The sequence below is a fragment of the Niabella insulisoli genome, from assembly GCF_039652435.2.
GTDB classification, from domain to species: Bacteria; Bacteroidota; Bacteroidia; order Chitinophagales; family Chitinophagaceae; genus Niabella; species Niabella insulamsoli.
In genome coordinates, this window is the sequence record NZ_CP190246.1 from 3,607,072 (window position 1) to 3,622,358 (window position 15,287).

The 15,287-nt window shown below is 45.7% G+C and carries 13 protein-coding genes; 4 read left to right on the forward strand and 9 right to left on the reverse strand.

Annotated features, from left to right (window positions below):
• Together frr and ABDK00_RS15140 are read right to left on the reverse strand one after the other, a co-directional pair.
• Positions 1-564: a ribosome recycling factor gene (gene frr / locus ABDK00_RS15135; RefSeq protein WP_346236513.1), complete on the reverse strand. Its 564-nt coding sequence runs from the start codon at positions 562-564 to the stop codon at positions 1-3.
• Positions 565-637: 73 nt separating this feature from the next.
• Entirely contained in the window at positions 638-1,783 is a 1,146-nt protein-coding gene (locus ABDK00_RS15140; protein ID WP_346236512.1) for an MraY family glycosyltransferase, read from the reverse strand.
• A 148-nt stretch (positions 1,784-1,931) separates the two neighbouring features.
• On the opposite strand from ABDK00_RS15140, the gene ABDK00_RS15145 reads away from it, so the two are divergent.
• Positions 1,932-2,765, forward strand: coding sequence for a transketolase (locus tag ABDK00_RS15145; protein WP_346236511.1), 834 nt, complete (start codon positions 1,932-1,934; stop codon positions 2,763-2,765).
• A gap of 70 nt (positions 2,766-2,835) precedes the next feature.
• On the opposite strand, the gene ABDK00_RS15150 is transcribed toward ABDK00_RS15145, so the two are convergent.
• The 7 genes from ABDK00_RS15150 to ABDK00_RS15180 form a co-directional block, all read right to left on the reverse strand.
• A complete protein-coding gene (locus tag ABDK00_RS15150) occupies positions 2,836-3,879 on the reverse strand; it encodes a hypothetical protein (protein WP_346236510.1) in 1,044 nt (347 codons plus the stop codon).
• 46 nt (positions 3,880-3,925) lie between these two features.
• A complete protein-coding gene (locus ABDK00_RS15155) occupies positions 3,926-4,642 on the reverse strand; it encodes an EcsC family protein (protein ID WP_346236509.1) in 717 nt (238 codons plus the stop codon).
• A 96-nt stretch (positions 4,643-4,738) separates the two neighbouring features.
• Entirely contained in the window at positions 4,739-6,472 is a 1,734-nt protein-coding gene (locus ABDK00_RS15160; RefSeq protein WP_346236508.1) for a sodium:solute symporter family transporter, read from the reverse strand.
• 73 nt (positions 6,473-6,545) lie between these two features.
• Positions 6,546-8,048, reverse strand: a complete 1,503-nt coding sequence (gene araA, locus ABDK00_RS15165; protein ID WP_346236507.1) for an L-arabinose isomerase — start codon at positions 8,046-8,048, stop codon at positions 6,546-6,548.
• A 74-nt stretch (positions 8,049-8,122) separates the two neighbouring features.
• Entirely contained in the window at positions 8,123-8,821 is a 699-nt protein-coding gene (locus tag ABDK00_RS15170; RefSeq protein WP_346236506.1) for an L-ribulose-5-phosphate 4-epimerase, read from the reverse strand.
• 160 nt (positions 8,822-8,981) lie between these two features.
• Positions 8,982-10,622, reverse strand: coding sequence for a ribulokinase (locus ABDK00_RS15175; RefSeq protein ID WP_346236505.1), 1,641 nt, complete (start codon positions 10,620-10,622; stop codon positions 8,982-8,984).
• A gap of 49 nt (positions 10,623-10,671) precedes the next feature.
• On the reverse strand, positions 10,672-11,640 hold the full coding sequence (locus ABDK00_RS15180) for a glycoside hydrolase family 43 protein (RefSeq protein WP_346236504.1): 969 nt from the start codon (positions 11,638-11,640) through the stop codon (positions 10,672-10,674).
• Positions 11,641-11,860: 220 nt separating this feature from the next.
• Here ABDK00_RS15180 and ABDK00_RS15185 point away from each other — a divergent pair, with 220 nt between their 5' ends.
• The 3 genes from ABDK00_RS15185 to ligD all read left to right on the forward strand — a co-directional run bounded on the left by ABDK00_RS15185 (position 11,861) and on the right by ligD (position 15,237).
• A complete protein-coding gene (locus ABDK00_RS15185; protein WP_346236503.1) occupies positions 11,861-12,631 on the forward strand; it encodes a Ku protein in 771 nt (256 codons plus the stop codon).
• A 3-nt stretch (positions 12,632-12,634) separates the two neighbouring features.
• Positions 12,635-13,276: a DNA polymerase ligase N-terminal domain-containing protein gene (locus ABDK00_RS15190; protein WP_346236502.1), complete on the forward strand. Its 642-nt coding sequence runs from the start codon at positions 12,635-12,637 to the stop codon at positions 13,274-13,276.
• Positions 13,277-13,338: 62 nt separating this feature from the next.
• Entirely contained in the window at positions 13,339-15,237 is a 1,899-nt protein-coding gene (ligD, locus tag ABDK00_RS15195) for a DNA ligase D (protein ID WP_346236501.1), read from the forward strand.
• Positions 15,238-15,287: the final 50 nt, after the last annotated feature.

A 15,287-nucleotide genomic window follows, 5' to 3' on the forward strand; every position in this document is an offset into this window, starting at 1 on the left:
TTATATCGACATGATTTCTTTTTCTTTCGCAGCAAGGTGTTTTTCCACCAATTGAATATAAGAGTCGGTAAGTTGTTGCACACTTGCTTCCGCGTCTTTGGAAGCGTCTTCGCTCAGGCCATCTTTTTGCAGCTTTTTAATAGCTTCTATCGCATCGCGACGGCCGCTTCGCACACCCACTTTTGAATTTTCGCCCTCAGCCTGACTTCTCTTTACCAGCTCCTTGCGGCGCTCTTCCGTCAAAGGAGGCAAAAATAGCCTGATGTTTACTCCATCATTTTGTGGATTGATGCCAATATTGGCGGCGATAATAGCTCTTTCGATGGGTTGCAGCATATTCTTTTCCCAGGGCTGAATGTTGAGCGTTCGCGCATCCATAACGGTAATATTTCCAACCTGGTTAACAGGTACCGGAGAACCGTAATAATCTACAACAATACCATCAACGATTTGGGGAGTGGCTTTGCCGGCGCGGATCTTAGCCAGTTCCGTTTCCAGATGGCTGATCGCCCTTTTCATACTATCTTCCGAAGCTTCTAAAATCTTATCAATTTGATCTTGCATACATTATATTTTGACGTGCCGGCAAAACTAACGAAATGTGTGAAGATTTTGAAGTCATTCAAATACAATCTGATCAACCCTGTATTTTCTCTGCCGGCAAATGTTTTTTTGTAGTAAGATCAATCACTTTCGATGTAGCCCTTCTATCCTGTAAAACTGAAAAAATCTGCCGCTGAATAATTCTGCGGCGCCTGGGTATCGTGGCGTACAACACGCCGATAAAGGAAATGGAAAGCCCAAAAACAATTAATAAAAGCGCCGTATTGCCCAGGTTTCTGGCAAAATAAACCCCACCAATGATCGCAACGTTTGCGCAAACACAAACCAACGTTACAGAAGCATGATTCAGGCCTTTATCGAGAAGGATATGGTGAATATGATTTCTATCAGGTGAAAAAGGCGAGCGCCCTTTCAGAATGCGGATTGAAAAAACCCGGATGGTATCAACGAGCGGAATCAACAATAGCGACACACCCACAGCGGCTGCCGAATGAATGTGGAAAGCCGAGTTGGGATCGCCGGCCACATTGATAAATTTCAAAACCAATATGGAAGCCAAGAGCCCGATTAACAAGGAGCCGGAATCGCCCATAAAAATCTTAGCCGGATGAAAATTAAAAATCATAAACGCCATAAGCCCGGCGGCCAGCGATAAAGAAAGTATAGCATAGGCCGTCATGCCCGAAAGGGTGAAATAAGCGCCCAGCAGCATCATGATCATCAGTCCAAGGCCGCCAGCGAGGCCATCCACTCCGTCGATCAGATTATAGGCGTTCACAACCAGGATGATGGATAAATAGGTCAGCGGCACGCCATACACCGATTCAATTTCATGGATACCAAAAATACCATACAAACTTTTGATCTCAAGTCCGCCCAGGTGAATAACGATGCCGGCCGCAACGATTTGCACAATAAATTTTTTAAAGGCTGAAAGCGCTATAATGTCATCTTTCAAGCCGATAAAAAACATGCAGAAGATAGCGGCAAAGAAATATTGAAATTCCGGATTCTGCTGAAAATTAATCGTGATAAGGGAGGAAAACGTAAGCCCAATAAACACGCCAATGCCTCCCAGCGATGCGATAGTGTTTTTGTGAAGCTTACGCTCATCAGGAATATCGTATAGCTTTTTCTTGTCTGCAATTTGGATTATTACAGGGATTGCCAGAAAAGCAACTATAAATGAAATTATAGCTGATACAAAAATTTGAAGCATTCGATAAGGTTAAGGTTACACGAAGGTAGTTATTCATGTCCAATTTGCAACTTTCGAGCCGATTTTTTATTATTTTCGGCCAATCAAACAATATTTCAACCTTTTGCAAAAAAAATGCATTTTTGCAACTCATTAAAAAACAGAAACGATGGCAACATTGCAGGAAACAGCTTCACAGGTAAGACGCGATATAGTAAGGATGGTACACGGAGCTCAAAGCGGGCACCCGGGAGGTTCGCTGGGATGTGCGGATTTTTTAACCGCGCTTTATTTTAAAGTGATGGAGCACGATCCTTCTTTCAATATGGAAGGCAAAAACGAAAATCTTTTCTTTTTGTCTAACGGCCATATTTCCCCTGTTTTTTATTCTGTTTTAGCCCGTTCGGGATATTTTGATATTAAAGAGTTAGCGACTTTCAGAAAAATCAATAGCCGGCTTCAGGGCCACCCGGCTACCCACGAGCACCTGCCTGGCGTACGCGTAGCAAGTGGATCGCTTGGCCAGGGTTTAAGCGTTGCGATTGGCGCCGCTTTATCAAAAAAATTGAATGGCGACGACAAATTGGTGTATTCACTCCATGGGGACGGGGAATTGAATGAAGGCCAGATTTGGGAAGCCGTAATGTTTGCAGCCCATCATAAAGTTGATAATTTAATTGCCACCGTGGATTGGAACGGCCAACAGATTGACGGGCCGACAGAGAAAGTATTAAACATGGGCAACCTGCACGAAAAATTTGAGACGTTTGGCTGGCATGTGCTGGAAATGAACGGTAACGATATGGATGATGTGATTGCGGGCCTGGAAAAAGCAAAAGCCGCAACCGGGAAGGGCAAGCCTGTGGCGATCATGATGCATACGATCATGGGCAAAGGTGTAGATTTTATGGAGAACGATCACGGCTGGCACGGCATTGCCCCCAACGATGAGCAGCTTGCGAAAGCGCTGGAGCAATTGCCCGAAACGCTTGGAGATTATTAATCGCATCATACAAAAATTTAAAAAGGCCGGAAAGCAATATTTTCCGGCCTTTTTTATGGATGCGCCAAGGCTATTGATATTGAATATAAAGGGGGATTGGCTGAAACTTCATTAGCTCGCCTGGTGCATAGAGCCCAGACGATCCCTTTTTCAGATCATTTTTATAGAAAATCTTAAAGCCCGCAAACTGAACGGGCTGTTCGTAAATATACCTTCTCCAGGTGGCAGCCTTCAGCGCCTTACCGCCCCAGCCGTCCATGTCGATAACAACCTGCACTTCCGGCACTTTCCTGATCGCTTTATAATGCTGCACCATATCGTTGGTAAACCGATGAATGACCAGGATTTTTGGCGGCAAATGATGCTCCCGCACGATATCGGCCAAAAAGCCGATCGCATAGTTGATATCATCAGCGCTAAAACTACCGATCGCCGAGCCGGGCTTTCTGCCATCCTTCATTGAAAATTCAGGATCGATGCCCAAATGAAAGGTGGGCGATTTCAGGTAAGGTTTAAACCGCGGCAGTTCTTCCTGCAAGCTGCTTAGGCCAACCTGCACATCGACAAAAGCCAGCCCTTCAATTTCATCCGCCCAGTTCTGAATCGTATCAAGTTGATGAAGCGGCATACGCAAACGGTATTTGCCGTCTTTGCCCGGCAGTCCCTGCGCTGTTACACCAATATAATGCAAAGCCGCTATGGGTGGCGTTTCCGGATCTGCTTCTTTCCATTTTTTTAGTTCCGTTTGTAGCTTTTGCAGCATTTCCTTTTTGGGAAGTTCTCCTAAAATCCCCATTCTTTTAGAATATAGATTGCCATAAAACGCCACCACGCGCTTAAAGGGTAGCAGGGCGCCTTCCAACGGGTAAGGCGCTTTAACGGGCCATCTGCCGGAACTGTCCCCATTTGCCATCCAGGCCATTTTTTTGTTAAACAAAGCCGTGTCTATTCCAACCTGACGCTTTGGCTGAACGGGCGTTGTGTCGCTTGCCGCAGGAGCGCTATCTTTTAATACATCGGTCGGTGCGTCGGCTTGGCCGGAAACGGAGGGTACGTCATTACAAGCCCAGCCAAAGATGATAGCAGGCCATACGAGAAAGTGAATCAACTTCATTTAAAAGGTTTAGAGGGTAACAAATATTAAGGCTTAAAACAAAATGCTAACTTAAGAGTCTCATCCGATAGGCATTCATAGCGGTAGTTCCTAATTTTTTAATAAGTGTATAATTAGCAATAATGCCGACGGGAGCGCCAACCACCGGCAGCAACTGCGCCATTTTTGCCAAATCAATATAATCGCGATATTCCTGTTGAAATTTTCGCCAGTTAAATTGATTGATATCATCGGGAAGCGTGGCCGAGCTTCGCTCCCAATCAGCTATTTTCTGATAAATGTCACGGCTATGCCGCCGGCTTGAGAATGCCAATTCAAATATATGGAGCAGATAAACCCGTTCCTGGTAGGCGTTCAGGTCAAAACCATATACCCCGGCTATTTCGTACAGTAGCTTTAATTTAATCGTGAGCAGCAAAGGAAAATCTGCCAGCCCTAGAAAAAAGCCGCCGGCGCCGGTAATGCCGCCTTCCACAGCGGCGGTGCTGCGATAGAATTTTATCTTTTCTTTCACCACCAACTCGCGCTCGAGCAAAGACAATCCAACCGAAGGCTTGGCTGTTGTATATTTTGCGCCAAACAGTACTGCTCTTATCATCTGTTTGATAACAACCGTTACGGCTTTATGAACTTTTTCCGGGATGAGGGCGTTCATCTTGTCTTGCGTCTTTTTTGACAACTTGCTGAATAGCCCAGGCCCTTTCATCATTTTCGCCTGCCACCTGGCCAGCTCTGCCTTCGCATATAGTTCGTAACTATCCATATATCTTTCCGATTTGACAAAAACTGTACCTCTTCTCACAAAAAAATACGGCCGCAATGTTCCGGGCCGTATTTTCTATTATGCTAAAAAAGATTATTACCAAAACCTCACATAAATCGCGGTGATTAAGAGTAGCGTAATAACGATCAAAATCAGTGTTCTTGGGTCTACCTTGAACATGCTGCTATCGATAGCAAAGGATTTAGGATTGATTTTTGGTCCGGCCAGGCTCATTGCCACCATCACCGCTACGGTGATCACAAACGACCAGCCCATATTAATTAAGAACGGAATTTCAGTGATCGTATGCACGACACCTTTTTCCATTTTTTCATAGGTGAAGGCTGTGTACATCCATGTTTCCTTTCCGAAAATATCAACGGCGTAGCTGTTAAAGAAAATGGCCAGTAAAAATCCTAAGATCACGCCTACCAGAGCCGCTGCACCGGTGGTACGCTTCCAGAACATCCCGAGCAAAAACATCGCAAACACACCCGGGCTGATGAAGCCGGTATATTTTTGAATAAAGGTAAACCCTCCTTCTCCGCCAATGCCTAACGCATCCGTCCAGGTGAACGCGAGCGCTACCAGCATTGCAATGATGATCGCCCATCTTCCGGTCCGCACCATCTGAATTTCCGTAGCGTCGGATTTAAGATATTTCTTATAAATATCTAAAGTGTAAATAGTAGAAATACTATTCACTTTTCCTGCCAGCGAAGCTACAATGGCCGCCGTAAGCGCTGCCACCGCCAGACCTTTTAAGCCCACGGGCAAAAAGCCAAGAATAGCCGAATAAGCGCCATCTTTCACTCCGTTAAAACCAGGCAACTGCCCTTTGGTATATAACACATAAGCAGCGATACCGGGAAGCATTACAATAATAGGCATGAACAGTTTCAAAAATCCGGCAAATAAAATACCTGTACGCGCGGTTTTCAGATCTGCACCCAAAGCACGTTGTGTGATATATTGATTACAGCCCCAATAATTCAGGTTCACAATCCACTGGCCGGCAAAATACATAGCCAGCCCGGGCAATACCACATATTTTTGAACATCCAGGTTTTCGGGCATCGACAAAGTGGTAGTCGTCACCTTAGGTTTTTCGAGCATGAGGTTGAAGTGTCCGGGCGCTTCATTCAGCAACGATTTAAAACCTGCCAGGGCGCTGCCCACTGCGGCTCCGTTCACCCGCTGATCTACGATTTGCAGGGCCATGTACACCGTAGCAAACCCGCCAATAATCAACACCGCCACCTGAATTACATCGGTATATCCAATTACTTTCATGCCGCCCAAACCAATCAGCAACGCCATGATCAGCAAGACGATCATAATAATATGGAGATAATCGCCACCCAATAAAGTGTTGATCGCGAGCGCACCGAGATACAAAATGGAAGTCAGGTTTACAATAACGTAAAGAAACAACCAGAATATTGCCATGATTAGCGAAACCGATTTGTTGTACCGGGTTTCGAGAAACTGCGGCATCGTATAAATCTTATTCTTCAGGTAGACGGGTATAAACCAGATCGCAACAATAATCAGCGCCACTGCGGCTATCCATTCGTAGGCTGCCACTGCTACGCCAACAAAAAAACCTTCACCACTCATCCCGATGAACTGTTCAGCCGAAATATTCGAAGCAATCAGCGAAGCGCCGATCGCCCACCAGGTCAGCGACCCTTCCGCTAAAAAATAATCGTGCGAAGCAGAAACGGTTGCTTTCTTTTTACGCATATAAACCCAGTAACCGTATGACGCGACAAGAATAAAATATGTGAAAAACACGATATAATCAAGCGTACCTAAATTATTACTCATAATGACAGCAATTGAAAAATTGTTAAAAAGTTTGCTAATATAATTAATAAAACATTCGCGAAAGTTAAATTTTTTATACTTTATTCAATTGATAATACACGTCGCTCCACCTCAATTCGTTTTTGAAATGGTATAAATCAGTGTTTTTATTGATAAGCGTAAATTCTATGCCGGCCATATCTGCAAAATCCTCCAGATGTTCGGAAGTAAGATTTTGAGAATAACCCGTGTGATGGGCGCCTCCGGCAAGAATCCAGGCAGCACAGCCCGTATTCATATCAGGGTATGGCTTCCAAAGCACGCGCGCCACCGGAAGTTTTGGCAAATCGTGTTGCGGCTCTACAGCTTCCACTTCATTCACTAACAACCTGAAACGGTTGCCCATGTCTACTACCGATGCGTTTAGGGCGGACCCGCCGGGCGCATTAAATACCAGGCGCACCGGATCTTCTTTACCGCCGATTCCCAGAGCATGGATTTCCACATTAGCTTTCCCATCGGAAATGCTCGGGCAAATTTCTAACATATGTGATCCCAGTACCAATGCATTATTCGGATCAAAATGATAAGTATAATCTTCCATAAAACTATTGCCGCCCGGCAGACCCGCGCCCATTACCTTCATAGCACGCACGAGCGCCGCTGTTTTCCAATCGCCCTCGCCCGCAAAACCGTAACCGGCGGCCATCATCCGTTGGGAGCCAATACCGGGTAATTGTTTCATGCCATGCAAGTCTTCGAACGTGTCGCTGTAGCCCTTATAATTTCCGTCTTCCAGAAAATGTTTTAGCCCCAATTCAATCCTGGCCGCATCTACCAAAGATTGATATTGCGGTCCATCTTTTTGCAACCCTTCCATTACCTGGTAGGTATCATTATATTCCGCAATCAAATCGCTCACTTCCTGGTCACTGATACCATCAATTACTTTTACCAGGTCGCCGACACCATGGGTATTAACGCTATAACCGAATCGCAGTTCGGCTTCTACTTTATCGCCGTCAGTAACGGCCACATAACGCATATTGTCGCCGAAACGCACAAAGCGCGCACCTTGCCAATCATGCCAGCCTGCGGCAGCTCTTGTCCACACCGCAATACGGGCGATGGCGTTTTCATCTTTCCAATGGCCCACGACCACCTTTCTGCGTTTTCTCATGCGGCTGACCATAAATCCAAACTCACGGTCTCCGTGTGCCGACTGGTTGGTGTTCATAAAATCCATATCAATCGAATCCCATGGAATGTCGCGGTTATACTGCGTATGAAAATGGAGCAGGGGTTTATGTAAAATTTTCAAGCCGTTGATCCACATTTTGGCAGGCGAAAAAGTGTGCATCCAGGTAATCACCCCGATACAATTTTGATTGTGGTTGGCCTCTGCACAAAAATTATAAATTTCTTCAGTCGATTTCAAGGTGCCTTTATACACTACTGTAACAGGAATCGCGCTATGCGCGTTGATGTAGGCAGCAATTTCTTTCGAGTGTTCTGCCACTTCGATCAGCGTTTGTTCGCCATACAGGTTTTGGCTGCCGGTGGCAAACCAAACTTCAAACTTTTTTAGGTTTATCATGATATTAGATATTAGATACTTGATGCTTGATACCAGTAACGAGGAACCAGCATTTAGAGCCTCATTCATCATTTTCACGCCTGGCCATAGTAGCTATCGGGTCCATGCTTGCGCTCATAGTGCTTATCTTTTAACGCCCGTTTCAAGCGCGGCGCCTGAGGATTTATTTGTTCGGTAAGCAATGCCATCTTTGCAACCTGCTCCAATACTGCGCTGTTGTGAACCGCTTTTGCAGCATTTTTGCCCCAGGTGAAAGGCGCGTGATTGCCCACGAGCACCATTTCTACTTCTTTATAATCCAGTCCCTTCTCTTTAAAACAGTTGATAATCTGAAAACCGGTTTCATACTCGTAGTTGCCTTTAATCATGTCATCGCTCATGGGCGGCGCGCAGGGAATATCCACTGTATTGTAGTCGGCATGCGTCGTTCCAAAAATGGGAATATCTCTCAATGACTGCGCCCAGGCTGTCGCATACGTAGAATGCGTATGCACAATGCCGTTAATGTGGTCCCAGTTCTTATATAACACGGCGTGGGTTTTCGTATCGGAAGATGGGTTGAGTTCGCCTTCTATGGTATTACCATCGAAATCGACAATGACCATTTTTTCGGGAGAAAGGTTTTCGTAAGCCACGCCGCTGGGTTTGATCGCAAATAATCCTAAATCACGATCGGCTTCGCTGACGTTGCCGAATGTAAAAAGAACAAGCCCGAGCCGGGGTAATTGCATATTAGCCTCATAGGCCGCCTCGCGTATATTTTTGTAGTTCATTGTTTATTGTTAATGGTTCACAGCCTGGTCAATGATTGCAAAGCATATGTGGGTTGCCGTCTGCACCAAAGTTGAACCGAGCGTGGCAAGACCGATGCCACATATTTATTGATGATTTAATAAAAAATGTTGTTTTAGTCTATTGTTCATGGACATTGCATTAAAGCGATGCTTCAACAAACTTTCCGAACGCCTCATATTTTTTCATGCGTCTTTCATAATATGCCACGTTTTCCGGCTGCGGGTGATATTCAGCGTCGAAGCCTTGCCCCATGGCTTTCATGGCGTCTTCAACCGTGGCGTAGATGCCCGCCGCCGTTGCTGCAAACATCGCTGCACCGGTGGCGCAGGTTTGTTCGGAACGGTGAATCTTAATCGGCATATTCATCACATCGGCCATCACCTGCATTACATAGGGCGCTTTTCGCGCGACGCCGCCGACCCCGATCAGGCCTTTTACGGGAATGCCCTCGCTATTGAAACGATCGACAATGGCACGCGCCCCAAAACAACTGGCTTCCACCAAAGCTTTGAAAATGGCAGGCGCATCGCTTCCCAGATTCAGTCCGCTGATCGCACCTTTTAACAACTGGCTTGCATCGGGCGTTCGGCGCCCGTTCAGCCAGTCGATAGCTAATTCATCTTCATCATGAAGCGGCAGCCGGGCGGCAGCTTCCGAAAGTTCTTTTATAATTTTTGATTCAACGGCCTCGCGTTGCGCTTCATTTTCCAAAAATTGCAGGGGCCATGACAGCAGGTTTTTAAACCAGGCATAAATGTCGCCGAAAGCGCTTTGGCCCGCTTCTAATCCCATCATACCCGGAATCACAGATCCCGGAACCTGGCCGCAAATGCCGCGTACCAATTTGTCGCCCACTTCGTTTACCGGCGCCACGAGCATGTCGCAGGTCGATGTGCCCATTACTTTACTTAAAAAGTAAGGTTCGATCTGCCCACCAACGGCGCCCATATGCGCATCGAAAGCGCCAATGCCAATTACCACGTCGGTGTTGAGCCCCAGCCTGTCGGCCCATTCGTTCGAAATCGTTCCGGCTGGCTGATCGGCGGCATAGGTTTCGTTGGGAAGTTTTGAAGTAAACCCATCTAATAATGGATCGAGCGCAGCAAAAAAATCATTAGGCGGAAACCCGTTAAAAGCTGCTGCCCACAAGCCTTTATGGCCCGCAGCACACACGCCGCGTTTGATCTTTTTAACATCATTGCCACCGGTTAATAAAAACGGAATCCAGTCGCAATGCTCCACCCAGCTGGCGGTCGCTGCTCTTACCTGTTCGTCTTCGCGAAACACATGGAGCAATTTTGCCCAAAACCATTCGCTGGAATAAATGCCACCAACGTATTGAAGATAATTGACATCAAACCTGCGGGCATGCTGATTGATTTCATCGGCCTCTTTTATGGAAGTATGATCCTTCCAAAGCACGAACATGGCGTTCGGGTTTTCGGAAAATGCTGGTGTTAATGCCAGCGGCACGCCCTGGTTGTTGACTGCCACCGGCGTGGAACCGGTTGTATCAATAGAAAGGCCACGAATACGCTGCGCTACGTCGGGGCCTGCCTTTTCAATGCATGCTTTTACCGTTGCCTCCAGGCCTTCAATATAATCGAGCGGATGCTGACGAAAGCGATTGGCCGCCGGATCGCAATAAAGGCCCTTTTTCCAGCGCGGGTATTCAAAAACCGAAGCAGCAATCTCTGCTCCATCCAAGGCATTTACTATTACCGATCGTACAGAATCTGATCCGTAATCAACACCTATTACATAAACATCTTGAGACATGGCGGCAACTTTTGCCGGCTAAATTAAGAAATAATTGTACAATATACAATTATTTTAATTTCCGGGCACCCACGCCTTCATTGGTTATAACAACGGGCTTGATATACCCTTGATCATCAAACTCCATTTTATCGATACAAACAACACGTGAGTTGCCGTCTTTTTCGGATAGCGGCCTGCGGTGATAAACGATATAATATTCATTCTTGTTTGGAATCTGGATCACCGAATGATGCCCCGCACCGGTGGCAATGGCCGGGTTTTGTTGTAATATTTTTCCAACCCGCTTAAATGGACCCAAGGGTGAATCGGCAATTGCATAAGCCACGCTATAGTCAGGGCCAGTCCAGCCGCCTTCCGACCACATGAAGTAATATTTCCCATCGCGGATAAACATAAACGGCCCTTCCACGTATTTTTCGGGAGTAACTTCTTTGAAAGTCGACCCATCTTCAAATGCCTCAAAGCCTGTAAAATCCGGTTTCAGCTTCGCTACATTACAATGCCGCCATCCGCCATAGAACATATAGTACTGCCCATCTTTGTCTTTAAAAACAAACTGGTCGATGGGCTGCGCGCCGTTATAAAATTTGTCGATCAGCGGCTTTCCTAATAAGTCTTCAAACGGGCCCTCGGGTTTGTTGGCTACCGCTACGCCGATGCCGCCCTGCTCTTCGTTGCTTTGAATATCATTGGCCGCAAAAAACAGGTAGTATTTGTTTTGCTTTTCTATAATTGCAGGCGCCCACATCGCACGCTTTGCCCATTTTATAGCCGCTGTATCTACAATTCGCGGATGCTTTTTCCATTTCACCAGGTTGTCGGAAGAGAAGGCGTCGAGGAAAACCTGTTTTTCATAAGGTGCGGAATAGGTAGGAAAAATCCAATACTTATGCTGGAACAATGCCACTTCGGGATCTGCATACCACCCGGGAAATACCGGGTTCCCTGAAAACTGCTGGGCAAACGAAAGCGCGGAAAACCACAGGCCTGCCATCATCAAAAAAATCTGCTTCATGTTCGTATCATTATTAATAAGTGAGAAATTTTATAAAACTGCTCTAAGGTACTGATTGCCGCTCAATGTAGCTACGGGGCGGCGGCGAATTCAAATTCCTCGTTACGAGCGGGGTTTGGTATCAATTTTGCCTCCTTTTCCCATAAAACCCCCGGCATCAGCAGAAAGCCCGAATCATCTTATCATTTTAAACTGATGCCCTCAACATAAAAACAAAAACATGAAAGCAATCTGGACAGGCGCCATTGGTTTTGGTTTGGTGAATATTCCTGTAAAGCTATATGCTGCCACGGAAGAAAGTAACCTTAACCTTGATATGCTCGACAAAAAAGACCATAGCCATATTCGTTATAAAAGAGTCAATGAAAAAACAGGAAAAGAGGTGCCCTGGGCTAATATTGTGAAAGGATATGATTACGACGGCAAGTATATCGTGCTTGATGAGAAGGATTTTGAAAAAGCCAGCCCAGAAAAATCAAAGATATTATCCATCGATGCTTTCGTTAAAGAAGAAGAAATAGACAGTGTTTATTTTGAAACGCCTTATTTTTTAGAGCCGCAAAAAAATGGCGAAGCGCCTTATAACCTGCTGGCCGAAGCACTAAAGAAAACCAAGATGGCAGGTATCGGCACCTTTGTAATGCGCAACAAAGAGGTACTTGGCATTTTAAGATATTATGAAAAGATGATTCTTTTTCAAAGGATCCGCTATGCCGAAGAAATCAGGGATCCCGGTGAACTTTCCATTCCCAAAAAAACGGTGAAGCCTGCCGAACTGAAGATGGCCGTGAGCCTGATTGAACAGCTGGCCGACAAGTTTGATGTTTCGGCCTATAAAGACACCTACTCCGAAAAATTGATGAAAGTGATTGAGGCGAAAGCAAAAGGCAAAAAAGTAACGGCGCCGAAATTGCGCGTGGCTCACGTGAAAACAAAGGATTTAATGGAACAATTGAAAGCCAGCCTGGCCGCCAAAAAGAAAGCTTCATAATCTATGAGCCCGTTAAAAAAATATAAAGAAAAGAGAAACTTCTCGTCAACGTCTGAACCGAAAGGAAAGATCTCAAAAGCGGGAAAAGCTTTGAGGTTTGTAGTACAACGCCACGCAGCTTCGCGCCTCCATTACGATTTTAGGCTCGAAATGGAAGGCGTTTTGAAAAGCTGGGCGGTTCCGAAGGGCCCGTCCTTAAATCCTGCCGACAAGCGCCTGGCCATGATGGTAGAAGATCATCCATTTGACTACCGCACTTTTGAAGGCACAATTCCAGCAGGAAATTATGGAGCTGGAGAAGTGGAAATCTGGGATGAAGGCACTTACGAAGCACTCGAACAAGCGCCGCGAAAAAAAGATGAAACGATACTCATTAAAGAATTAAAAGCCGGTTCCATCAAAATTGTGATGCACGGCAAAAAGCTCAAGGGTGAGTTTGCTCTGGTTAAAATGAAAACAGAGGATGCCGACAATGCGTGGCTGCTGATCAAACATAAAGACACGCATGCTGTTACAACTAAATATAATGCTGAGGATTTCACCAGGAAAAACTCGAAGGTTACCAAAGCTGTAGCTGCAAAAAAAGCAAGAAAATCCGCGCCCAAAAAAGCGGCCGCTAAAAAAAAAATCCCGGGACTGAAATAAAAAAAAGACACTACGCGGCCCATTTATCCGGAGCGCAAAAAATAAAAAATTTCGTTCGCCCCATGCTGGCCACCTTGGCAAAAGAGCCGTTTGATAACCCCGACTGGATTTTCGAAATTAAATGGGATGGTTACCGGGCAATTGCAGAAACTGGTGAAAAGTTACAACTCTATTCACGCAATGGCATTTCATTTTTAAAAAAATACACCCCAATCGCCGAGGCTTTGCAGGAGCAGGAGCATGAAATGATTTTGGATGGAGAAATTGTTGCCTACAACGAAGATCATATACCGGACTTTCAAACGCTGCAGCATTTTGCTGAAAACCCGAACGCCGCTCTCATTTATCATGTTTTTGATTTGTTGTATTTAAACGGACATGACACAAAAGCGCTGAGCAATATCGAACGAAAAACATTACTTAGGGAAGCATTGGTTGAAAACGATTTTGTGAGGTATTGCGATCATGTGGAAAAAAATGGCGTCGACTTTTTTAACGCCGCCCGCGACAACGACCTGGAAGGTATGATCGCCAAAAGAGGATCAGCGCCTTACACGGAAGGGCGGCGCAGCGGCGATTGGCTAAAAATCAAACATCACAACACAGAAGAAGTGGTGATTGCGGGCTTTACAAAACCTCGCGGCGGCAGACAGTACTTCGGCGCCTTGATCCTGGGGCGTTATCAAAATGGCGAACTGGTGTATGCCGGCCACACCGGCACCGGTTTCGATGAAGCGTCGCTACGGGAGATTTCTAAAAAGCTGAAGCCGCTGATCAGAAAACAGGCGCCTTTTGCTATTGTTCCAAAAACCAATATGCCTGCGACCTGGGTAAAACCTGAACTGGTTTGCAGCATCAAATACACAGAGCTTACGAACGACCATATTTTTCGCCACCCGGTGTTCATGGGCTTAAGGATTGACAAACCAGCCCAGGAAGTAATTATTCCCAAAAATGAAAAAGCTATGGCAAATAAATCAACAAAAGCTGCGCCGGCAAAAAAGGCCGCTTCGAGAGCGCGCGTTTCTAAAAAAACAAAAACCCAGGACGAGAACGACATGATAAAAAAAGTTCAGGGAAAAGAAGTAAAGCTTACCAATCAAAGCAAAATTTACTGGCCTGACGAAGGAATTACCAAAGGCGACCTGATCAACTATTATGAAAAAATGTCGAAATATATCCTGCCCTATCTAAAGCACCGGCCCGAAAGCCTGAACCGGTTTCCTAATGGAATTAAAGGCAGCAGCTTTTATCAAAAAGACGCTGGTGACACGGCGCCCGACTGGGTTTCATCGATTGAGGTTTTTTCGGAAAGCAACCAAAAAAATATTGATTACATTATTTGTAATGATAAAGCAACGCTGCTATACCTGGCCAACCTGGGTTGCATAGAGATGAACCCCTGGAACAGCACTGCACAAAAACAGGATCAGCCCAGCTACATGATCATTGATATTGACCCCGGCGATAAAAACACTTTTGAACAGGTGATCGAAACGGCGTTGGCTACCAAACAGGTTTTAGACGGCTGCGGCGTGAAATCTTATTGTAAAACATCGGGCGCGTCCGGGCTACATGTTTTTGTGCCTATGGCTGATAAATACGATTACGAACAGGTGAAGACTTTTGCTCATCTGACCGCGATGAAAGTAGTGGAGATGCTGCCCGATTTTACAACGCTGGAAAGGAACCTTAAAAAAAGGGGCACTAAAAAAATATACGTCGATTACCTCCAAAACCGCAAAGGCCAAACGATTGCCAGCGCCTATAGCGTGCGGCCAAAGAAAGGTGCGACGGTATCGACGCCACTTGATTGGAAGGAAGTGAAAAAAGGCCTGCACCCGTCACAGTTTGATATAAACAGCGTTCCCAAACGCGTTGCTAAAATCGGTGACATTTTCAAACCGGTTTTAGGGCGAGGCGCCGATATTATGAAATGCCTGAAAAAAATGGAGGGTTGAAAAGAAAAGCTGATCGATGCAACACCATTGAACTGAGCGTAGCAAGATCG

Excerpts from the sequence above, each read along its gene's own strand:
- frr (WP_346236513.1), bottom strand. The coding sequence starts at position 564 with ATGCAAGATCAAATTGATAAGATTTTAGAAGCTTCGGAAGATAGTATG.
- ABDK00_RS15140 (WP_346236512.1), bottom strand. The coding sequence starts at position 1,783 with ATGCTTCAAATTTTTGTATCAGCTATAATTTCATTTATAGTTGCTTTT.
- ABDK00_RS15145 (WP_346236511.1), top strand. The coding sequence starts at position 1,932 with ATGGCAACATTGCAGGAAACAGCTTCACAGGTAAGACGCGATATAGTA.
- ABDK00_RS15150 (WP_346236510.1), bottom strand. The coding sequence starts at position 3,879 with ATGAAGTTGATTCACTTTCTCGTATGGCCTGCTATCATCTTTGGCTGG.
- ABDK00_RS15155 (WP_346236509.1), bottom strand. The coding sequence starts at position 4,642 with ATGGATAGTTACGAACTATATGCGAAGGCAGAGCTGGCCAGGTGGCAG.
- ABDK00_RS15160 (WP_346236508.1), bottom strand. The coding sequence starts at position 6,472 with ATGAGTAATAATTTAGGTACGCTTGATTATATCGTGTTTTTCACATAT.
- araA (WP_346236507.1), bottom strand. The coding sequence starts at position 8,048 with ATGATAAACCTAAAAAAGTTTGAAGTTTGGTTTGCCACCGGCAGCCAA.
- ABDK00_RS15170 (WP_346236506.1), bottom strand. The coding sequence starts at position 8,821 with ATGAACTACAAAAATATACGCGAGGCGGCCTATGAGGCTAATATGCAA.
- ABDK00_RS15175 (WP_346236505.1), bottom strand. The coding sequence starts at position 10,622 with ATGTCTCAAGATGTTTATGTAATAGGTGTTGATTACGGATCAGATTCT.
- ABDK00_RS15180 (WP_346236504.1), bottom strand. The coding sequence starts at position 11,640 with ATGAAGCAGATTTTTTTGATGATGGCAGGCCTGTGGTTTTCCGCGCTT.
- ABDK00_RS15185 (WP_346236503.1), top strand. The coding sequence starts at position 11,861 with ATGAAAGCAATCTGGACAGGCGCCATTGGTTTTGGTTTGGTGAATATT.
- ABDK00_RS15190 (WP_346236502.1), top strand. The coding sequence starts at position 12,635 with ATGAGCCCGTTAAAAAAATATAAAGAAAAGAGAAACTTCTCGTCAACG.
- ligD (WP_346236501.1), top strand. The coding sequence starts at position 13,339 with ATGCTGGCCACCTTGGCAAAAGAGCCGTTTGATAACCCCGACTGGATT.